The organism is Pseudomonas sp. KBN10P06128 (assembly GCF_037574945.1).
GTDB lineage: Bacteria > Pseudomonadota > Gammaproteobacteria > Pseudomonadales > Pseudomonadaceae > Pseudomonas > Pseudomonas aeruginosa.
In genome coordinates, this window is the sequence record NZ_JBBELR010000001.1 from 230,984 (window position 1) to 251,767 (window position 20,784).

General features: G+C 68.2%; 17 protein-coding genes. 4 read left to right on the forward strand and 13 right to left on the reverse strand.

The annotated features are described in order from the left end of the window. Position 1: 1 nt before the first annotated feature. From siaA to VQ065_RS01095, 10 genes are all read right to left on the reverse strand, one after another. Complete coding sequence (gene siaA, locus VQ065_RS01050; RefSeq protein WP_003083920.1) at positions 2-1,993, reverse strand: biofilm regulation protein phosphatase SiaA; 1,992 nt, start codon at positions 1,991-1,993, stop codon at positions 2-4. A 262-nt stretch (positions 1,994-2,255) separates the two neighbouring features. Then, the gene (locus tag VQ065_RS01055; protein ID WP_003083922.1) at positions 2,256-3,305 is read right to left on the reverse strand and encodes a protein-glutamate methylesterase/protein-glutamine glutaminase; all 1,050 of its coding nucleotides are present in this window, start codon (positions 3,303-3,305) and stop codon (positions 2,256-2,258) included. A 19-nt stretch (positions 3,306-3,324) separates the two neighbouring features. Further along, complete coding sequence (gene cheD, locus VQ065_RS01060; RefSeq protein WP_003083926.1) at positions 3,325-3,927, reverse strand: chemoreceptor glutamine deamidase CheD; 603 nt, start codon at positions 3,925-3,927, stop codon at positions 3,325-3,327. Between the two features lie 5 nt (positions 3,928-3,932). Then, on the reverse strand, positions 3,933-4,775 hold the full coding sequence (locus VQ065_RS01065) for a CheR family methyltransferase (RefSeq protein WP_003083930.1): 843 nt from the start codon (positions 4,773-4,775) through the stop codon (positions 3,933-3,935). A 69-nt stretch (positions 4,776-4,844) separates the two neighbouring features. Continuing rightward, positions 4,845-6,884 (reverse strand): aerotaxis transducer Aer2, encoded by a 2,040-nt coding sequence (gene aer2, locus VQ065_RS01070; RefSeq protein WP_003123817.1) that lies wholly within the window; start codon positions 6,882-6,884, stop codon positions 4,845-4,847. A 35-nt stretch (positions 6,885-6,919) separates the two neighbouring features. Continuing rightward, a complete protein-coding gene (locus VQ065_RS01075) occupies positions 6,920-7,405 on the reverse strand; it encodes a chemotaxis protein CheW (protein ID WP_003083938.1) in 486 nt (161 codons plus the stop codon). Continuing rightward, a complete protein-coding gene (locus VQ065_RS01080) occupies positions 7,392-9,320 on the reverse strand; it encodes a chemotaxis protein CheA (protein ID WP_014603476.1) in 1,929 nt (642 codons plus the stop codon). Before VQ065_RS01080 ends, VQ065_RS01075 begins: the two co-directional genes overlap by 14 nt. Before the next feature lie 27 nt (positions 9,321-9,347). After that, positions 9,348-9,713, reverse strand: coding sequence for a response regulator (locus VQ065_RS01085; protein WP_003083943.1), 366 nt, complete (start codon positions 9,711-9,713; stop codon positions 9,348-9,350). Between the two features lie 197 nt (positions 9,714-9,910). Continuing rightward, the gene (gene cttP / locus VQ065_RS01090; protein ID WP_404936268.1) at positions 9,911-11,095 is read right to left on the reverse strand and encodes a trichloroethylene chemotactic transducer CttP; all 1,185 of its coding nucleotides are present in this window, start codon (positions 11,093-11,095) and stop codon (positions 9,911-9,913) included. A 178-nt stretch (positions 11,096-11,273) separates the two neighbouring features. After that, positions 11,274-12,206, reverse strand: a complete 933-nt coding sequence (locus tag VQ065_RS01095; RefSeq protein ID WP_003083951.1) for a LysR family transcriptional regulator — start codon at positions 12,204-12,206, stop codon at positions 11,274-11,276. A 116-nt stretch (positions 12,207-12,322) separates the two neighbouring features. Between VQ065_RS01095 and VQ065_RS01100 the strand changes: the two genes are divergently transcribed. Further along, complete coding sequence (locus VQ065_RS01100; protein ID WP_003083953.1) at positions 12,323-13,075, forward strand: 3-oxoacyl-ACP reductase family protein; 753 nt, start codon at positions 12,323-12,325, stop codon at positions 13,073-13,075. 99 nt (positions 13,076-13,174) lie between these two features. Here VQ065_RS01100 and atsA read toward each other — a convergent pair whose 3' ends face one another. The 3 genes from atsA to VQ065_RS01115 form a co-directional block, all read right to left on the reverse strand. Continuing rightward, positions 13,175-14,785: an arylsulfatase AtsA gene (atsA, locus tag VQ065_RS01105; protein ID WP_003083954.1), complete on the reverse strand. Its 1,611-nt coding sequence runs from the start codon at positions 14,783-14,785 to the stop codon at positions 13,175-13,177. Between the two features lie 87 nt (positions 14,786-14,872). Next, positions 14,873-15,712, reverse strand: coding sequence for an ABC transporter ATP-binding protein (locus tag VQ065_RS01110; protein WP_003083956.1), 840 nt, complete (start codon positions 15,710-15,712; stop codon positions 14,873-14,875). Next, positions 15,709-17,325, reverse strand: a complete 1,617-nt coding sequence (locus VQ065_RS01115; RefSeq protein WP_003083957.1) for an ABC transporter permease — start codon at positions 17,323-17,325, stop codon at positions 15,709-15,711. The genes VQ065_RS01110 and VQ065_RS01115 overlap by 4 nt, the downstream gene beginning before the upstream one ends. Before the next feature lie 267 nt (positions 17,326-17,592). Here VQ065_RS01115 and VQ065_RS01120 point away from each other — a divergent pair, with 267 nt between their 5' ends. The 3 genes from VQ065_RS01120 to VQ065_RS01130 all read left to right on the forward strand — a co-directional run bounded on the left by VQ065_RS01120 (position 17,593) and on the right by VQ065_RS01130 (position 20,765). Next, positions 17,593-18,654 carry an ABC transporter substrate-binding protein gene (locus tag VQ065_RS01120; RefSeq protein WP_003083958.1) on the forward strand — a complete coding sequence of 354 codons (1,062 nt, stop codon included), beginning with the start codon at positions 17,593-17,595 and terminating at the stop codon, positions 18,652-18,654. A 417-nt stretch (positions 18,655-19,071) separates the two neighbouring features. Continuing rightward, on the forward strand, positions 19,072-19,887 hold the full coding sequence (locus VQ065_RS01125) for a TauD/TfdA family dioxygenase (RefSeq protein ID WP_003083959.1): 816 nt from the start codon (positions 19,072-19,074) through the stop codon (positions 19,885-19,887). Next, complete coding sequence (locus VQ065_RS01130) at positions 19,884-20,765, forward strand: AEC family transporter (protein ID WP_003083960.1); 882 nt, start codon at positions 19,884-19,886, stop codon at positions 20,763-20,765. Before VQ065_RS01125 ends, VQ065_RS01130 begins: the two co-directional genes overlap by 4 nt. The last annotated feature ends 19 nt before the right edge of the window (positions 20,766-20,784 follow it).

Below are 20,784 nucleotides of genomic sequence, written 5' to 3' on the forward strand. Positions count from 1 at the left end.
CCTAATCGAATCGGAAGGACAGGATGGTGATGTCGTCGCGTTGCGGGTGCTCGCCCTGGTACTCGGCGAGCGTCGCCACGAAGGCCTCGGCCTGCTCGGGGAGCGGCTGCCGCGCGTGGTCGCGGAGCATGTCGGCGAAGCGCCGGCTGCCGAAGCCGAAGCCGTGTTCGCCGCCGGCCTGGTCGAGGAAACCGTCGGTGCTCAGGTAGAAGGTCCAGCCCGGCGCCAGCGGTACCTCGATGTTGCGGTAGTCGCCACGGCGCTTGTCGCCGATCGCCCGGCGCGCGCCCTTGAGTTCCTGGACCTCCTCGCCGTCGCTGGCGTACAGCGAGATCTTCGCCCCGGCGAAGGCCAGCTGGCGGCGCCGGCGGTCGACCCAGACCAGCCCGGCATCCATGTTGGTGGCCAGCGCCTGGGGGATCTGCTCCTGGCTGAGCATGCTGCGCATCGCCTGGTCGGTCTCGCCGAGGATCGCCGCCGGGTCGCGGCTGCCCACCGCCTCGATGGCGTGGTCGATGGCGGCGCGGGCGAGCATGGTCATCAGCGCGCCGGGCACGCCGTGACCGGCGCAGTCGACCACGCCGATCAGGTAGCCGTCGGCCTGCTCGCGGTACACGTAGAAGTCGCCGCCGACCACGTCGCGCGGTTTCCACAGGATGAAGTGATGCTCACCGAGCGTGGCGCTGAGCTGGCGGTCGGGGAGGATCGCGCGCTGGATCAGGCTGGCATAGTCGAGGCTGTCGCCGATCTTCTTCTGCGCGGCGGCCATCTCGCGGTTGGCTTCCTCCAGCGCCTGGGTGCGCTCCTGGACCTTGTCTTCCAGCTCGGCGGTGTGCCGGCGGACCTGGTCGGCCATGCTGGCGAAGGCCTTCGACAGCGAGCCGATCTCGTCCTGGCGCGCCAGCGGCAGCGGCGTGTCGTAGCGCCCGGCGGCGATCGCCTTGGCCGAGCGCTTGAGGCTGCGCAGGGGGCGCAACAGCAGGCGCTCGACGGCATAGGCGAAGCCCAGCAGCAGGGCCACCAGCAACAGCAGGAACGTGCCCGCCAGCGGCCAAAGCCAGCGGTTGTCGAGGACCTGGGCGGCGTGCAGGTCGACGGCGGTGAGCACGTACCAGCGCAGTTGGGGAATGTAGGCCACGGCGAAGAGTTGCTGGCGGCCGTCGAGGCCGGCCCACAGGCAGTGCACCGAGCCGGCCTTGGCGCGGGCCAGGCGCATGGCCTCGCGCAGGGCGTCGCGCTGTTCCGGCTGGTCGAGCAGGTCGAACACCCGGTGGCGTTCGCTGGCGCCGCCGGCGGCGGAGCTGTAGGCGATCAGGCGGCGGTCCGGGTGGGCCTGGATGGCGCCGTCGTCGCCGACGATCATCGGCGTCACGCCCGGCTCGCGGGCGATGATGAAGTCGTCGAGGAAGCCGCTCAGGTCCAGGCCGCTGCCGGCCAGGCCGATGGGCCGGCCCTGGTCGCGGATCACCAGGTTGAACCAGACCTTGGTCAGGTTCAACTTGCTGTCGACATTGACGTTGATGTTGTAGGCGGCGCTGTTGCGCAGGGTATTGAAGTACCAGGCGTCTTCCGGGTCGCCGGCCTCCAGGGTGTAGCGCGGCCGTTCGCTGTAGGGTTGGCTGCCGTCGTTGAAGTAGTAGTGCTGGGAGCCGCTGGCGATGATGAAGTAGGCGTGGTCGCGGAAGTCGCCGCGGTAGCCCTCGGCCTCGCGGAAGAACAGCGCGCGGCGCGCCGGGTCGTCTTCCTTCAGCAGCCAGTCGCGGGTCACCACCGATTCGGCGAAACGGCGCGACAACGCCAGTTCGCGGGAGACCGGGGCGAGGATCTTCTGCCGGTGCAGCAGGGTGAAGTTCTTCGCGTAGGCCAGGCCGAAGTGCGTACGGATGTCGTCCATCGCGCGCCAGCCCAGCAGCACCGCCGGGACCAGTGCCAGGGCACAGGCCAGCAACAGCGCCACCACCGATTTGCCGCGCAACCCCCAGTTCGCCGCCATGGCTATCCCTATCAGTTTCTCGCCCGGCCCGCGGCCGAAATCATGGATCGAAAGCGTGTGTCGAACTTTTGGCGAAAGGGCCAATTGTGCAGATGTGCATTATTTCAGGCAACGTAATTTGGTTTTATTTCGCCATTAATTTGACGTCACAATGATGGCGAGCAGGCAAAGGCCCGTGGTTCGGGCCTGTCGTCGGCGGGGTCTCGGCGGGGGAGGTTGCGGGGGGCGGCGAAAAAGCGCAGCGGGCCGGCCAGGATCCCGCTCAGAGGCGGTTGCCGCTGCCGCGCCGGGCGGCTTGCTGGAGCAGCGCGGCGGCGATCCGTTCGAGCGGCAGCACGTCTTCCGCGGCGCCCAGTTCCACCGCTTCGCGGGGCATGCCGTAGACCACGCAGGTAGCCTCGTCCTGGGCCAGGGTGTAGCCGCCGGCCTGGCGGATCGCCAGGAGCCCGCGCGCGCCGTCCTTGCCCATGCCGGTGAGCAGGCCGGCGAGCAGGTTGCGCCCGGCGCAGCGAGCCAGCGACTCGAACATCACGTCCACTGCCGGGCGGTGGCCGTTGACCTGCGCCTGGCGGTTCAAACGCACCACGTAGTTGGCGCCGGAGCGCTGCACCTCCATGTGGTGGTCGCCCGGCGCGACCAGGGCGTGGCCGGGCAGTATGCGGTCGCCGTCGCGCGCTTCGCTGACGCTGAGCCGGGTCAGGCGATCCAGGCGCTCGGCGAAGCTGCGGGTGAAGCCGGGAGGCATGTGCTGGGTGATGACCACCCCGGGACTGTGCGCCGGCAGGCCGAGCAGCACTTCCTTGAGCGCCTCGGTGCCGCCGGTGGAGGCGCCGAGGGCGATGATCTTCTCGGTGCTGAGCAGCGGCGCTGCGCTTTCCGGCGGCGCCGGCGCGTCCGCCGCACGGCGGCGCAGGCGGGCGCGGGCGACGGTCTTGAGCTTGGCGCGGATTTCCTCGGCATAGGCCTGCATGCCTTCGGCGATGCCCAGCCGGGGCTTGGCGATGAAGTCCACCGCGCCCAGTTCCAGCGCGCGCAGGGTGGCTTCGGAACCGCGCTCGGTGAGCGAGGAGATCATCAGCACCGGGGTCGGCCGCGCCTTCATCAGCTTGTCGAGGAAGGTCAGGCCGTCCATCCGCGGCATTTCCACGTCGAGGCTGATCACGTCCGGCGCGTGCTGCTTGATCAGGTCGCGGGCGACGAAGGCGTCCGGCGCACAGCCGACCAGGCGTAGCTCCGGGTCGGCCTGGATGATCTCCTTGAGCAGGCTGCGGATCAGGGCGGAATCGTCGACGACCAGGACACTGATGGGCATGGCGGGCTCTCCCGGAGAGTCAGAACAGGTCGATGGGGCCGCCGTCCGCGTTGCGATCGATACGGCGGCGGTAGTCGCGTTCACGCTGCAGCACGGTGTCGTTCTTCAGCTCCACCAGGGACTTCACCAGGACCCGGCCATTGCGCGGGAAGAAGTAGATCTTGCGCGGGAAGGCCTCCAGCACGTCGCTGGCGAGCAGCGGGATACGCTCGGTGGCCAGGTAGTCGAGGGTGAACTCGACGTTGCGCTGGCCGATGGCGGCGCTGATCTGGCGCAGTACCGAGCCGCCGCCGAAGACCTTGGCCTGCAGGCGCTCGCGTCTGGCGCCGAGGGCCAGCATGCGGTTGATCAGCAGTTCCATGGCGTGGCTGCCGTAGCGCGCCGACGGCGAGGCCGGGTCGCCGCCGAGGCCGCGCTCGGGGAGCATGAAGTGGTTCATCCCGGCGATGCCGTTGAGCGGGTCGCGCAGGCACACCGAGACGCAGGAGCCGAGCACGGTGACGATCACCAGGTCTTCGCCGCTGGCGAAGTACTCGCCGGGCAACAGCTTCACCGCATCGCAGGCGAAGTACGGATCGTAGTAGCGGTTCAGCGGCGCGCCTTCCCGGGCCTGGAGATTCATCGCGATCAGGCCGGGCTGTAGACGGTCTGGCCGACGGGCCGCACCAGGTGGCTGGCGTGGACGAAGTTCTCCGAATGCCCGGCGAAGAACAGGCCCTCCGGCCGCAGCAGGGCCACCATGCGTTCCAGCAGGCGGGTCTGGGTCGGCTTGTCGAAGTAGATCATCACGTTGCGGCAGAAGATCGCGTCGAGTTCTCCGGCGATCGACCAGTCCGCTTCCAGCAGGTTGATCTGGCGGAACTCCACCAGTTGCCGCAGTTCCTCCACCACCCGCGCCTTGCCGGCGTTGGGCCCGGTGCCACGGAGGAAGAAGCGTTTCTTCAGCGGCGCCGGCATCTGCTCCAGGCGTTCCAGCGGATAGACGCCCAGGCGGGCGCAGTCGAGCACCCCGGTGTCGATGTCCGAGGCGACGATCTTCACCGGCGGATCGAAGCTGCCCAGCGCCTCCACCAGGGTGATGGCGATCGAATAGGGTTCCTCGCCGGTGCTCGCCGCCGCCGACCAGATGCGCAGCGGGCGATGCCGCTGCAACTGGCGGCGGGCGAGGTCGGCGAGCAGGGGGAAGTGGTGGCGTTCGCGGAAGAATGCGGTGAGGTTGGTGGTCAGCGCGTTGACGAACAACTGCTGCTCGCCCGGCTCGCGGTCGAGGTGGGTGAAATATTCGGCGAAGCTGCCGAGCCGCAGCAGGCGCAGGCGCCGCGAGAGGCGGCTATAGACCAGTTGCGCCTTGCTCTCGGCCAGGCTGATGCCGGTCAGCCGGTAGAGCCGCTCGCGTACTTGCTGGAAGTCCTCGCGGGTGTAGTGGAACTCCTGGTTGCCGAACACCGGCGAAGGCGTGGAGGTGGGCATTGGCGTCGGGTTTCCCTGGTCGACCCTAAGGGCTTGCCGCCCTCCGCCTGGCGGAGGCGCGGCGTGGTCTCAGAACTCTTCCCAGCCGTCTTCCTTGCGCGCCTTGCTGGCCCGCGCCATGCCGCTGCGGGCCAGCGGCGCCGGCGCGCTGGGGCGTGGCGCGGACGGCCGCGCGCTGGCGAGCTGGACCACGCTCGGCGGAGTGTCCAGCCTGAACACCGCCACCGACTGGTTGAGCAGGCCCGCCTGCTCCTGCATGGCCTCGGCGGCGGCCGCGGCTTCCTCCACCAGCGCGGCGTTCTGCTGGGTCATGTCGTCCATCTGCGAGACCGCGCTGTTCACCTCTTCGATGCCGGTGCTCTGCTCGGCGGAGGCGGCGGCGATCTCCGACATGATGTCGGTGACCCGGCGGATCGCCACCACGATGTCGCTCATGGTCTGTCCGGCCTGGGCCACCAGGGTGTTGCCGTTCTCCACCTTGTCCACCGAGTCGGAGATCAGCGTCTTGATCTCCTTGGCCGCGGCGGCGGAACGCTGGGCGAGGGTGCGCACTTCCCCGGCGACCACCGCGAAGCCGCGGCCCTGCTCGCCGGCGCGGGCTGCCTCGACCGCGGCGTTGAGGGCGAGGATGTTGGTCTGGAAGGCGATGCCGTCAATCACCCCGATGATGTCGGCGATCTTGCGCGCCGACTCGTTGATCGAGGACATGGTGCTGACCACCTTCTGCACCACGGTGCCGCCCTGGGTCGCCACTTCCGAGGCATTGGCCGCCAGCGAGTTGGCCTGGCGGGCATTCTCGGCGTTGAGCTTCACCGTGCTGGTCAGTTCTTCCATGCTCGAGGCGGTTTCCTCCAGGCTCGACGCCTGCTGCTCGGTGCGCGCCGACAGTTCGGCGTTGCCGCTGGCGATCTCGCTGGCGGCGGTGTTGATGGTGTCGGCGGCCTCGCGAATCTGCCCGAGCATCCGCGACAGGCTCAGCGCGGTCTCGTTGGAGAAGTCCTTGAGCTGGCCGAAGGTGCCCTGGTAGTCGGCCTCGATGCGCTGGGTGAGGTCGCCCTGGGCCAGCGCCCCGAGCATCCGCGAGACGTCGCGCAAGCCGCGGTCGGCGGTATCCACCAGGCTGTTCAGGTCCTTCGCCAGCCTGAGGAAGAAGCCTTCCTTGCCGGCCTCCTCGACGCGCTTGCTGAAGTCGCCGGCGGCCGCCGCCTGCACCAGTTGCGAGACTTCCTGCTCGGCGCGGTGTTCCTCGGTGCGGTCGGTCCATTGCACGGCGGAGCCGAGGCGTTCGTTGGCGTCGTTGAACACTGGCACCACGTCGAGGGAGAAGCGCCGGCCGCCGAGGTTGAGCTCGGCCTTGTGCACGCCGGTGAGGTTGGCCAGCAGGTGCCGCTGGTGCGCCGGGTTCTTGTGGAACACGTCGATGTTGGCGCCCATCAGGCGGCCGGCGTCGAAGTTCGGCAGTTGCTTGCGGATATCCGCTTCGGCGCGGCCGAGCATCTCGCTGACGGTGCGGTTCATGTAGATGATGTTGAGGTCGTTGTCGGCGATCATCACGTTGGCCGAGACGTTGTCCAGCGCGCTCTTGATCCGCGCGTTGTAGGCCGCCGTGGCCAGTTGCGCCGAGGTCGCCTCGGCGGCCCCGCGCAGGCGCTCGCGAACGCCGTCGATGGCTTCGGTGATCTGCGCCTTCTTGCCCGGCAGGCGGTCCATCAGCGGCTCGAAGTTGCCCTGGCCGTAGGCGGTGACCACGCTGACCACCTTCATCTTCACCGCGATGTGCGCGGCCACCAGTTCGTTGACGCCCTTGGCGATGCGCGCCGCGCGACCTTCCAGGCGTTCGGCGGGAATCGTCTGGTCGATCCAGCCGGCTTCGTGCTGGCGGCTCATCTCCGCCAGCCCCGCCTCCAGGCTTTCCACCTGCTGGAGTTCGGCGCGTTGTTCGCGCAGCTGCCGCTGCAGCGCCCGCAGGCTGTCGTAGAGACGCTCGTAGCCGGGCGCCGGGGCCTCGCCGACGGCGGTGTCGAGCTGGCCGTCGGCGAACGACTGGAGGAGCGTGGCGATCCGGTCGGCGCGTTGCTGCGCCACCGCATGTGCATTGAACAGACCCATTTCGATATCCCCTGCCTATCCCTCGTTGGCGCCGCTCAGGCCGCGGCTTCGTCGACCAGCGCCATTTCGCGGCTGGTCATCAGTCTTTCGATGTCCACCAGGATCAACATGCGCTCGCCCGCGGTGGCCAGGCCGAGCAGGTATTCGGTGTCGAAGCTGGCGCCGAACTCCGGCGGCGGCCTGATCGCGTCGCCGCCCAGGGCGATCACGTCGGATACCGAGTCCACCACCACGCCGACGATGCGCCGGCCGATGTTGAGGATGATCACCACGGTGAACGGGTCGTAGGTGACCTCGGCGAGGTGGAACTTGATGCGCAGGTCGACGATCGGCACGATCGCCCCGCGCAGGTTGATCACGCCCTTGATGAAGGGCGGCGCGTTGGCGATCGCGGTGACCTGGTCGTAGCCGCGGATCTCCTGCACGCGGAGGATGTCGATGGCGTACTCCTCGCGGCCCAGGGTGAAGGTCAGGTATTCCTGCGCCGGGCCGTTCGCCTGGCTTGCCTCAGTGCCGTTCATCGGCGGTGTCCTCCCGCGCCGCCAGGCGTGGCAGCGCATCGACGTCGAGAATCAGGGCGACGCTGCCGTCGCCCATGATGGTGGCGCCGGCGATACCCTCCACGCGGCGGAAATTCTGTTCCAGGCTCTTGATCACCACCTGCTGCTGGCCGACCAGCTCGTCCACCTGCAGGGCGAAGCTGCGCCCCTCGGACTCGAGGATCACCACGATGCCCTGCTCCGGCGCCGGCGCTTCGCCGCCGATGCGCAACAGCTCGTGCAGGCTGAACAGCGGCAGGTACTCGCCGCGTACGCGGATCATCGCGTTGTCTTCGCCGCCGAGGCCGCGCACGTCGTCGCTGCGCGCCTGCAGCGACTCGACGATGTAAGTCAGCGGAATCACGTAGTTGACCGCTTCGACGGCGACGATCAGGCCGTCGAGGATCGCCAGGGTCAGCGGCAGGCGGATGCCGATGCGAGTGCCCATGCCGGGCGCCGAGTCGATGTCGATGCGCCCGCCCATGGCACCGATGTTGCGCTTCACCACGTCCATGCCGACGCCGCGTCCGGACAGCTCGGTAACCGTCTCGGCGGTGGAGAAGCCGGGCATGAACACCAGTTGCCAGACCTCGGCGTCGCTCATCCCGTCATGCACCGGCAGGTTGCGCTCGCGGGCCTTGGCGAGGATGCGCGGACGCGACAGGCCGCGACCGTCGTCGGAAACCTCCACCACCACGCTGCCGCCCTGGTGGCTGGCGGCGAGCTTCACCGTGCCGCTCGCCGGCTTGCCGGCGGCGAGGCGTTCGGCGGGTGTTTCGATGCCGTGGTCGATGCTGTTGCGGACGATGTGGGTGAGCGGATCGCTGAGTTTCTCGATCACGCTCTTGTCCAGTTCGGTGTGCTCGCCGTGCAGGTGCAGCTCGACCTGCTTGCCCAGGCGCGTGGCGGTGTCGCGCACCAGCCTGGGGAAGCGGCTGAAGATGAAGTTGATCGGCAGCATGCGGATCGACATCACCGATTCCTGCAGGTCGCGGGTGTTGTGTTCGAGCTGGGCCAGGGCGTGCTGCAAGCGCTCGTGGTGGCTCGGATCGAGCTGCTCGCCGAGCTGGCCGAGCATGGCCTGGGTGATCACCAGTTCGCCGACCAGGTTGATCAGGCTGTCGATCTTTTCCACGCTGACCCGGATCGAGCCGGACTCGCCGTCGCCACGCACCGGCGCGACTGCGCCCCTGGCCGGCGCGGCGACGGCTTGCGCGGGCGCGCTGGGCGCGGCGGGGCTGCCGGGGGCGCCGTCGAACAGGCCGAAGGCGCGTTCCTCCGTAGGCGGGGAGCCCGGCGCGTCATCGAAGAGGCCGAACGCTTCGCTCGCGGCCGGTGCGCCGGGCGCCTCGTCGAAGAGCCCGAACGCTTCCGGCGCGGCCGCTCGTTCCGGAGCGCCCGGGCCTTCGTCGAAGAAGCCGAAGGCATCGTCGTCCGCGGTTTCCCTGGCGGGACTGGTGGGCGCGTCGTCGAACAGGCCGAAGCCTTCCTCCGCCGCTTCCTGCTCCGGCGCCCGCAGCCAGCCGCGCAGCCGCTCGACCGTCTCCAGCAACGGCACCCCGGGGTCGGGACGACCGCTGCGATGGGCGTCGAGCAGGCGCTGCAGTACGTCGCGGGCTTCGAGGAAGGAGCTGATCATGTCCGGCCGCAGGCCCATCTGGCCGCAGCGGATGCGGTCGAGCAGGGTCTCCAGTTCGTGGGTGACGGCGGTGATGTCGTCGAAACCGAACATTCCGCTGGAACCCTTGATCGAATGCGCGGCGCGGAAGATGCCGTGCAGCGTCTCGCTGTCCGGCCGGTCCAGGTCGAGACCGATCAGGAGGAGTTCGAGGGTGGCCAGGTGTTCCTCGGTTTCCTCGAAGAACACCTGGAGAAACTGGCTCATATCCTGGGGCATGGGACCTCCCCCGCGGGGGAACGGGAATCAGGGCAGGACCTTGCGTGTCACTTCGAGCAGTTTCGGCGGGTCGAACGGCTTCACCAGCCAGCCGGTGGCGCCGGCGCTGCGTCCCTGCTGCTTCATCGCGTCGCTCGATTCGGTGGTCAGCATGAGGATCGGCACGCTGCGGTAGCCGGCCAGGTTACGCAGGCTGCGGATCAGCGACAGGCCGTCCATGTTCGGCATGTTCTGGTCGGTGAACACCAGGCTGTAGCTCTTGCTCTGGGCCTTGCCGAGGCCTTCCTTGCCGTCCGCGGCCTCGTCCACCTCGTAGCCGGCGGACTTCAGGGTGAAGCTCAGCATCTGGCGGATAGACGCCGAGTCGTCGACGATCAGAATCGGTTTGCCCATGGTCTTGCGTCCTCACGGTGTCCCTACCGCAGCGCCAAGTTCGGCGGCGAAGGTGGTGTGTGCCAGGTGGCTGTGACGGAGGGCTCTGATGGCCCTTTGCTAGTTCCAGTAAAGACAATGTCCGGTGGATTTCAATTATTGGCGCCGGTTTCTCGTCGGATAGTTATCCGGTTAGACGGATTGGCTATCGATACCCCTCAGAACAATTCCACTTCGCCCACGTTGACGCTGTTCTGGCTCACCGGGCTGGGCAAGGGCCGGCGCAGTTCCTCGACCTCCCGCGCGACCCGTTCGGGCCATTCCTGGCGCGGCCGCGCCTCCAGCGCGCCGAGGCCGAGGGCGAAGGCGCCAAGACGCGCATGGTGCTTGCGCATCTGGCCGAGCAACTGGCTGCCCATGTCCTGGAATTGCAGGGCGGTGACCGCCGCATCGACGCCCTGGCCGACTTCCAGCGAGAGCCGGTCCAGTTCGTGGATGACCTTCAGGGTGTGCCGGTTCATCGCCTCCAGGTCATCGAGCATGCCCTGGATCTTCTGCTTGGAATCGAGGGCGAAGGACATGTCCTTGTCGGCCAGTTGCGAGATCGCGCTCTCGGCGTCCTGGATCTCGTGGTGGACCACGTCGACGTGCTTGCGGATGGCGGCGGAAAACTCCGTGGAGCGGGTCGACAGCGCGCGCACCTCATCGGCGACCACGGCGAAGCCGCGGCCGCTCTCGCCGGCTCGGGCGGCCTCGATGGCGGCGTTGAGGGCGAGCAGGTTGGTCTGCTTGGCGATGGCGTCCATGTCCTGGGTCGACTGCAGGATCTCGGTGATCTTCAGGCGCACCTGGTCCATGCGTTCCACCAGTTGCTGCGAGGTCCGGCTGGTTTCCAGGGTAGCCTCGACGAACAGGCTGAGGGTCTGCTGGGTGGTCCTGACGAAGTCCTGGAAGTTGATGCCTTCGTCGACCTGGCCGCGCCCGTCGTAGCGCTCGATCAGTGAATGGGACAGGCCGCGCTGGGTATCGATGCGTTCGGCGAGGCCGTGGAAGCTGTCGCTGAGCTGGCGGATCGCCGAATGCAGCAGTTCATCGATCTGCCGGGCGTGGCCGTCCAGTTGCGCGGTTTCGTCGGCGAGCGCCCGTTGCGCCGCGCTCCAGGCCGGCGAAGCGGCATCCGCCTGCGGGCTGGCATTCGCTACCGCTTGCCGAGGGTCGCGCAGGAGGAGGAAGAGCATGGCCAGGCTGGCGAACCAACCGAGCGCCAGGGCCAGCCAGACGCCGAGGCCGACGGCATGCAGCCCGGCGCACAACGCCCAGGGTAGGGAAAGCAGGCCCAGCTTCAGTAGCAGGGGCCGGGATGGTAACGAAACACCGAGGGACTCGCGCATGCTGCACTCCATGTGCCGGATCGGAGCAGGGCTTCCAGGTGGTCCCGGGACCGTGCGGAAGACACCTTCCAAGCTCGTCGGCGGCGTTTTCTAAAACTAGAGTCCCAATCGGTAATGTCAAACTGCCGTTTTTCCGGCGAGGCCGGTGCCAGGGCCTTTTCCCGGTTGCCGAAGCGACGGATGGCTGGCGCTAGCCGGTTGGGAAGGCGGAGAAGCGCCGGGCCAGGTCCTGGCGGCGGAAGTAGTCGACGACGAAGTCGACGAAGACCCGGGTCTTGGCCGGTAGCAGCTTGTTCGCCGCGTAGTAGAGGCTGGTGTTGCCGGCGTCGACGTACCAGTCCGGCAGGACCCGCACCAGGGCGCCGGACTCCAGGTAGGCATAGGCGTGCTGCATGCATACCAGGGTGATGCCCAGGCCCATGGCGGCGACCTCGCAGGTGGCTTCCGGGTCGCTCATGGTCATGCGTTCGCGCAGCTCGATCGGCGCCTCCTCGCCGTTGCGCCGGCGCAGCGGCCAGGAGCGCACGCGGCCGGTCTGCGGCGAGCGGATGCGGATCCCGTCGAAGCCGCCCAGGTCGCCTGGATGGCGGATCGGCGGCTTGTCGCGGAGGTAGGCGGGCGAGGCGAGGAGGATCAGGTGGCCCGGCGTCAGGTTGCGCGCCACCACCCCGGGAGGCAGTTCGAAACCGCCGCCGATGGCGGCGTCGAAGCCTTCGCCGATGAGGTCGACCTGGCGATTGTCGAAATGCCAGTCGGGCACGATGTCGGGATAGCGTTCGAGGAACTCGCCGAGCAGCGGCAGGATGTAGTCGCGGCCGAAGGCCAGCCCCATGCTGACCTTCAACGTGCCGCTGGGTTGGTTGCCGACGCTGGAGACGTTGGCGAGAGCGGTCTGGATGCCCTCCAGGCTGCCGCCGACCTCTTGTAGGAAACGCTCCCCGGCTTCGGTCAGGGTCAGGCGCCGGGTGCTGCGCTGGAACAGGCGCACGCCGAGGTTGCTTTCCAGGCGGGCGACGTTCTTGCCCACCCCGGCCGGCGTCAGGCCCAGGCGCCTGGCGGCCTCGGCGAAGCTGCCGGCCTCGGCGCTGCGGACGAAGCACTGGATGTTGCTGAGGGTTTCCATGGGAAAGGGCCCGCATAAACCATTGGTATCGGCTGAATATAGCGATTACCCGCTACCAGGTCTGCAATGGACGGCGGAAACTCGGGGCCTGTCTATCCACTCCGATGGAGATTTCCATGTCCGTATCCTCTGCATCCCTCGCCGGCAAAGTCGCCTTCGTCCAGGGCGGTTCCCGCGGCATCGGCGCTGCCATCGTTCGCCGGCTGGCCGCCGAAGGCGCCAGCGTCGCCTTCACCTACGTCAGCTCGGCGGACAAGTCCCGGGCCCTGGCGGCCGAACTCGAAGGCGCCGGAGCCAGCATCCTGGCCCTGCATGCCGATAGCGCCGACGCGGCGGCGCTCGTCGCCGCCGTCGACGAAGCGGCGGCTCGCTTCGGACGCATCGACATCCTGGTCAACAACGCCGCTGTCCTCGCCCTCGGTTCGGTGGAAGAGCTGCCGCTGGCCGACTTCGAGCGGACCCTGGCGATCAACGTGCGCAGCGTCTTCGTCGCCACCCAGGCGGCGGTCAAGCACATGGGCGACGGCGGGCGGGTGATCAGCATCGGCAGCACCAATGCCGAGCGCATGCCGTTCGCCGGCGGCGCCACCTACGCGATGAGCAAGTCGGCGCTGGTCGGCCTGACCAAGGGCCTGGCCCGCGACCTCGGCCCGCGCGGGATCACGGTGAACAACGTGCAGCCGGGTCCGGTGGATACCGACATGAACCCGGACGACGGCGACTTCGCCGAGACCCTCAAGGGCCTGATGGCGCTGCCGCGCTACGCCCGCAGCGAGGAAATCGCCAGCTTCGTCGCCTACCTGGCCGGGCCGGAAGCGGCCTACATCACCGGGGCCAGCCTGACCATCGATGGCGGTTTCTCGGCCTGACCCGGGGCGCCTCGTTCCGCCCGGCGAAGTAGCCCCTCTCCCCGACCTTATGGCCAGACGTTCCCTCCTGAAGGGAGAGGGCGAGGGGAGAGGTTCCGCTTATCGCACCAGGAAAGGCGAAGCCCCCTCTACGACACCGGTCTCGCTGACGTAGCGCTTCCAATGCTCGATCAGCTCCGCCAGCTTGCCCGGCTGGCTGTCAGCGAGGTCGTGGATCTCGCCCGGGTCGCGGGCCAGGTCGTAGAGCTGCCAGGTGGCCGGACCCACCGGGGCCGGCAGGTACACCGCCTTCCAGTCGCCCTGGCGGATCGCACGCATGCCGAACAGCTCCCAGCCGGTCACGGTGTTCTCGTCGTGGGCCGCCTCGGTCTCGCCGGAAAGCCAGCCCAGCCACGACCTGCCGCGCGGTTCGGCGATCTCGCGGCCGCGCCAGCGCTTGCCTGGGTGGCGGACACCGGCGAGGTCGAGGAGGGTCGGGGTGACGTCCATCACCGTGGCGAAGGCATGGCTGATCGCGCCCTGCCGGCTTAGCCGCGGGTAGCGCACCAGCGCTGGCACGCGAATGCCGCCCTGGGTGGTGAACGCCTTGTACAGGCGCGACGGCGCGGTGGCCGCCTGGGCCCAGCGCGGGCCATACCAGACGTAGGAATTGGCGCGGCCGATGTTTTCCAGGCTGTTGTCGTAGTGCCGGTCGAGAAAGCCCAGCAGGTCCGGGCCGAATTTCGGGAACGCCTCCAGCAGGGCGCCTTCGGCGCCGTTGTCGGACATGAACAGGACGAAGGTGTTGTCCAGCTCGCCCTGCCGGCGCAGGTAGTCCACGACCCTGCCGATGTTCCAGTCCATGCGCTCGACCATCGCCGCGTAGACCTCCATCGCCCGCGCCGACTTCGCCCGTTCCTCGTCGTTCAGGGCTTCCCACTCGCGGCTCAGGGCGAGCACCGGATGGGCTTCGACGTCCGCCTCCACCAGGCCCAGCTCCTTGAGCCGGGCCAGGCGTTCCTGGCGCAGCGCCTCTGGGCCGGCGTCATAGCGGCCGCGGTACTTCTCGACGATCTCCTGCGGCGCCTGTAGCGGCCAGTGCGGCGCGGAGAACGGCAGGTAGGCGAAGAACGGCCGGCTCTGGTCGCGCTCCTTGAGGTAGTGCAGCAGCTTGTCGCCGAAGGCATCGGAGGAATAGAAACCCTCCGGCAGCGTGTCGAGGTAGCGCTCGTCTTCCACGTAGAGCGCCGGCGTGCCCTTGAGGATGCGCGGAGTGCTTTCGTCGTAGGGAGGCTCGAAGCCGTAGTGGTTGGCGGCGCCCGGCAGCAGCGAGAAGGAACGCTCGAAACCGCGTGCATGGGGCGTCTGTTCCGGCTTCAGACCGAGGTGCCACTTGCCGGCCATGAGGGTCTGGTAGCCGGCCTCGCGGAGCAGCTCCGGCAGCGCCACCACGCGCTCGTTGAGATGCCCTTCGTAACCCGGCTTGCCTGCCAGTTCCGGGGTCAGCGCCTCGGCCATGGTGCCGATCCCGGCGATGTGGTGGTCGGTGCCGGTGAGCAGCATCGAGCGGGTCGGCGAGCAGGTCGAGGCGGTGTGGAAGTCGGTCAGGCGCAGGCCGGCGATGGCCAGGGCGTCGAGGTTCGGCGTGGCGATCTCGCCGCCGAAGGCGCCGATATCGGAGAAGCCCAGGTCGTCGGCGACGATCACCAGGAAGTTGGGGCGTTTGCTCATGCGCGGGTCTCGTCTGGATGGGAGGAGAGGGTGGGGCCCTCGCCCCCGCCCTTCCCGCAGGGGGAAAGGGCCAGGGCAAGGGGCTTTTCAGCAAGCGAGGAATTCGAAGGGCAGGTTTTCCACCCGTCGCGGCGGCGGCGCGACGTACTCGCCGTCGGCGGTCAGTTCGTGCAGCAGCGCTTCGCGCTGGCGCAGGAAGTCGAAGCCACCGCGCTCGCGCGGGTGCGTCAGGTCCACCTCGACCACCCGCCTGATCCGCCCCGGGCGCGGCTCCATCACCACCACCCGGTCGGCCAGGTAGAGCGCCTCCTCGACGTCGTGGGTGACCAGCAGGGTGGTGATGCGGGTGCGCCGACGGATCGCCAGCAACTCTTCCTGCAACTGCTGGCGGGTCAGTGCGTCGAGGGCGCTGAACGGCTCGTCGAGCAGCAGCAGGCGCGGGCTGGCCACCAGGCCGCGGGCGATCGCCACGCGCTGGGCCATGCCGCCGGACAACTGGTGCGGGTAGGCACGCTCGAAGCCGTGCAGGCCGACCAGGCGGATGTATTCGTCGATCCGCGCCGCCTTGTCGGTTTCGCCAAGGGCTTCGTTGACCAGGCCGAGGGCGACGTTCTGCTGCACCGTCAGCCAGGGGAACAGGCGGTGCTCCTGGAACACGATGCCGCGTTCGCCGCCGATGCCGGCGATTGGCCGGCCGTCGACGCGGATCTCGCCGTCGTAGTCGCGGTCCAGGCCGATCAGCAGGCGCAGCAGGGTCGACTTGCCGCAGCCACTGGCGCCGACGATGGCAATGAACTCGCCCTCGCCGATCTCCAGGTCGAACTGCTGGATCGCTTCCAGTCGCCGGCCGTCCACGGCGAAGTGCTTGCGCACCTGGCGGAAGCTGACCAGCGGGGTGCCCGTGGCGGGCGCGGTGAGTGCGTTCATGCGTGTCTCCAGCGCGTGGCGCGCGCTTCGATGCGTTGGCCGAGGGCATTGAGCAGGGCGCCGGTGAGGCCGACCAGGAGCATGCCGGCACCGATCAGGTCCATGCGGAACAGTTGCTGGGCGCCGATCATCAGGCTGCCGATGCCGCCGTCGGAGGGCATGAAGTACTCGGCGCCGATGGTTCCCAGCCAGGCGTAGATCAGCGCCAGGCGCAGGCCGGCGAACACCGACGGGGCGGCACCCGGCAGGACCAGCCGGAGCAGCCGTCGCCAGGGACCCAGGCGCAGCACCCGGGCCGCCTCGCCGAGGCTCGGCGGCAGGCTGGCGATGCCGCGCTGGGTGGCCAGCAGCAGCGGGAAGAAGGCGGCGATTGCGACGAACGTCAGCTTGGCCGGTTCGCCCAGGCCGAACCAGGCGGTGAGCAGCGGCACCCAGGCGAAGATCGCCACCTGCCGCAGTGCCGCGAAAGTGGGGCCGAAGAAGCGTTCCGCCGGGCGCCACAGGCCGAGCAGCAGGCCGCCGAGGAAACCCAGGCCGCCGCCCAGCAGGAGGCCGCCGAGCGTGCGCTTCAGGCTGTCGAACAGGGCGCCCGGCAGGCTGCCGTCGAGCGCTCCGCTCCAGGTCGCCCGCGCCACTTCCAGAGGGCTGGCGAGGATCGCCGGATCGACCCATTCGGCGCTGCTCGCCGACTGCCACAGGAGCAGCAGCGCCAGCGGCGGCAGCCAGACCTGCAGGCGCTGCCAGCCGCGTCCCGGCGGGCGCCGGCGGAATTCGCCGGTGGCGGCTTGCGGCCAGTGCAGCAGGCGGTGGTCGAGCCACTGGATGGCGCGGTCCATGCCCACCCCGACCAGGCCGATGACGAGGATGCAGACGAACACGATGTCGAGCATGAACAGTTGCCGGCCCTGCACCATCAGGTAGCCGATGCCCTCGCTGGAAGCCAGCAGCTCGACCGCCAGCAGCGAGGTCCAGCCCTGCGCCAGGGCCAGGCGCAGCCCGGTGAGGAAGGCCGGCAGCGCCGCCGGCAGGATCAGCCGCCAGACCAGCAGGCGTGGCGGCAGGCGCAGCACCGCGGCGGCTTCGCGCAGCTTGGGCTGGGCGTCGCGCACGCCGACCAGGGTATGGATGGTCACCGGCACCACGACCGCTTTCACCAGCACCACCAGCTTGAGCAGTTCGCCGATGCCGAAGAACAGCATGAACAGCGGGATCCAGGCCAGCGTGGGGATCTGCGCGAGGGCGCTGAAGGTGGGGAAGACCAGGCGCTCGGCACGCGGACTGAAGCCCAGCCAGGCGCCTAGCGCGGCGCCGCTGGCGATCCCGGCGAGCAGGCCCCAGGCCAGGCGCCGCAGGCTGATCGCCAATTCGCTCCAGAGTTCGCCGGCGAGCAACTCGCGGGCGCTCTGCCAGACCAGCTCGGGAGTTGGCAGCACCTGGGCCGACATCCAGTGGCGATGGCTGGCGACCCACCACAGCAGCGCCAGCCCGAGGGGCAGCAACCAGGGCAGCAGGCTGTCCCCCAGGCGCCGGGCGAAAGCCGCGGAGGGCGGCGGCGCCAGGCGCGGCAGGGGCCGGCTCCAGGCGGGCGAAAGGGTTTTATCGATATTCTTCATGGGAATATAAATCGCCAAATCAATGCATTTTTTCGCTAAGAAGGGTCATTTAAAGAAAGGCGCCAGGCAGCGGCAAATGCATTTGGAGAATATTTTCCATGCTCTGGCTGCATATGACGCGGAGAGGCCCCGTGTGGCCTGTCATACTGCTTATGGTTATAAAAAAATGAATTTTTATTATTTATTTTCGAGGCGCCGCTGTGCATAGCTAGCCGCTCACCCGCTCCCGGCGGGAATCCCTCTCTTCCCGTTCCAAGGAGCCGCCCCATGAAAGCGCTTACGTCTTCCCTGCTCGGTCTGTTCGCCGCGCCTGTCCTCGCCGGCCTGCTCGGTGCCTACGTGCCGCTGGCGAGCGCCGCTCCGCCGAAGGAAATCCGCATCGCGGTGCCGGACGTCAGCGCCGGCAGTTCGCACTCGGGCGGCGGCGTGGTCGACGTGCTCTACACCCGGCAGTTGCTGGAGAAGGAATTCGCCAACGACGGCATCGCGGTGAAATGGAGCTTCTTCAAGGGCGCCGGCCCGGTGGTCAACGAAGCGTTCGCCAACGGCCAGGTGGACTTCGCCTACCTCGGCGACCTGGCGGCGATCATCGGCAAGTCCGGAGGCCTGGACAGCCGTCTGCTGGCCGCTACCGCGCGAGGGGTCAACCACTATCTCGGCGTGCAGCCGGGCTCCGGGATCAAGACCCTGGAGGATCTCAAGGGCAAGCGCGTAGGCATCTTCCGTGGCACCGCCAGCCAGCTGTCGTTCGACAATGCCCTGGCCAGCGTCGGTCTCAGCGAGAAGGACCTGAAGGTGATCAACCTCGACTTCAGCGCCGCCCTGTCCGCCCTCGCAGCCAGGCAGATCGATGCCACCTGGGGCCTGGCCGGGCTGTTCGCCCTGCGCGACCGCGGGCTCGCGGAAATTCCGCTGAGCACCCGCGACCTGGACGGCGCCGGCACCCTGCAGGCGCTGCTGGTCGGCTCCGGGGCTTTCGTCGATGCCCATCCGGACATCACCGAGCGGCTGCTCAAGGTGCAGTTGCAGGCCCAGGACTGGCTGGCCCGCGAGGAGAACCGCGACGCCTACATCGAACTGGTGTCGAAGCAGGCCAGCTACCCGGTGGTGATCCTGCAGAGCGAGTACCGTGGCCGCAAGCTGGGCGACGCCCTGTCGCCGCGCCTGGACGCCGATTTCCTTGGCCGGCTGGATGCTTCGATCCAGGCGGCCAAGCGTTTCGGCCTGATCCGTCGCGAATTCAGCGCCGAGCAGTGGGCCGCGCCGGAACTGCTGGAGGCGGCCGGCAAGCTGGCGAAGGCCAAGGCCGTGGCGCAGGCGGCGGAGTGACGCCGAGCCGGGGACGGCCGAGGCGGCGCCGTTTCGTAGCAATTTGTAATATGTTTCGAAATTCTTGCACCGACCCAACCAATGACTGGATCGAGCGAAGTATCCAGCCGTTGGTCGGGGATTCTGCGTATATCGCGTCATGAAAGTTTCACGCGGGTAATCCGCAGGTTATTCCGCGATCATTTCGTTCGTTAATCGCCCCATATATTCAGATACAAAATTGGCACTGCCAATTCTTCCAGTTTTCCCTTCCGACAATTCTCCCGACCCTCCCCGGAAACAACTCCAAGTATCTCGCGGCGAACCGCCGCGTCCCGCATCTAGCCTGCCCATCACTACGACAGCGCGGCGCCAGCGCCGGGCCTCGCCCTGCGCGTCGGCGGCATTCCTGATTTTCTTTCGGAGGAGAGCGGTCATATGAATCTCGATAGCAAATTGTTCGACGCGACACTCGATCTCGAACGTGTGAAAGTTTCGGTGAGAACGCTGGTGAAGTTATCCCGCCAGGAACAATCGGCGATCATCCGGACCCTCAACGAGTTTGGTTTCCTGCTGTTGCGCAGCGAACAGGGCGAAGACAGGCAGGAACTTCTCGCGCTCAAGGAGTTGTTCGGCCGCGCCGCCCCCCACCCGCGCGCCGACGCCGACGGCATCGTGCCGATCAGCAATGCGCGGTATGTCAGCGGCTACCTCGGCTCCACGCCGCTGGAGCACAAGCTGCACACCGACGGCGCTTTCCTCGACACCCCGGAGCAATTGTGCAGCCTGCAATGCGTGCGCAACGCCCGGGAGGGCGGGGAGACTCTGCTGGCCAGCGCCGGACTGGCCTTCGAGCGCCTGCGCCGGCGCATGCCGACCAAGCATCTCGGCCTGCTGCGCGGCGACGCCCTGACCATCGTGCGCAAGCACCAGAGCAGCACCCAGCCGGTGTTCCGCCTGAACGGCGAGGCGCTGCGCATCAAGTTCCGGCAGAACGACGGGGCGGCCGAGGTGGTCGAGCACCCTGTGGCGGTGGAGGCCTTCGCCGAACTGGTGGCGGCGCTCGAGGATCCGGCCTGCCAACTGCGGATCAAGCTCGAGCCGGGGGAAATCCTGGTGCTCGACAACACCGCGGTGTTGCACGGGCGCACTGCCTTCTGCGCCAACGAACTGCGCGAGATGCGCCGGCTCAACTTCGACGGCCACGGCCGCCTGCGAGCGGAGCTGGAACTGGGCTTCAAGGTGGGGTTGTGATCGCCCAGTTCGTCGCGGTGGTGCTGCCGATCCTGATCTGCACCGGCATCGGTTTCGCCTGGAGCCGTTCCGCCGGGCCGGTGGATACCCGCGCGCTGGTGTTCCTGGTGGCCAACGTCGGCTTTCCCTGCCTGCTGCTGTCGTCGCTGGACCGCCCCGGCCTGTCCATTGGCATGGTGGCCGGGGTGTTCCTCGCCACCGCGCTGGCGGTGCTGGCGTTCGCCCTGCTGGGCCTGGTCTCCCTGCGCCTGCTGCGGATGCCGGTGCGGCGCTACCTGCCGTCGATCATGCTGCCGAACTCCGGGAACATGGGCATCCCCATCGCCTACCTGGCCTTCGGCGAGGAGGCGCTGGTGTATGCGGTGGCGTTCTCCACCCTGATCCAGGTGGGTCACGCGACGCTCGGCGTCTGGTTCGCTTCGGGCGATATCACCCCGGCGAGCATCCTGCGCAACCCGATGATCTATGCCCTGGCCGTGGCGCTGGGCCTGATCGCCCTGGGCTGGAGCCTGCCGCCGCCGTTGCGCGATGTGACCCGCCTGCTGGGCGGGATTACCGTGCCGCTGATGCTGGTGATGCTCGGCCTGTCGCTGGCCGGTCTGCGCCTGCACGAGACCTGGCGGCCGTTGCTGCTGTCTCTGGTGCGGGTCTGGGGCGGTTTCGCGGTCGGCTATGGGATCGCTGCCGGCCTGGGCATGGAGGCGGTGGCGGCGGGCACCTTCGCCATCCAGTGCGGGATGCCGACCGCGGTGCTCACCTACCTGTTGGCCAAGCGTTACGACGGCCCGGTGAACGAAGTGGCAGGCATGGTGCTGATCACCACGCTGCTGGTGCTGCTCTCCACGCCTTTGTTCATCCAGTTGCTGCCGCGCGCGTGAGGACGATCCGGGCCGCCTC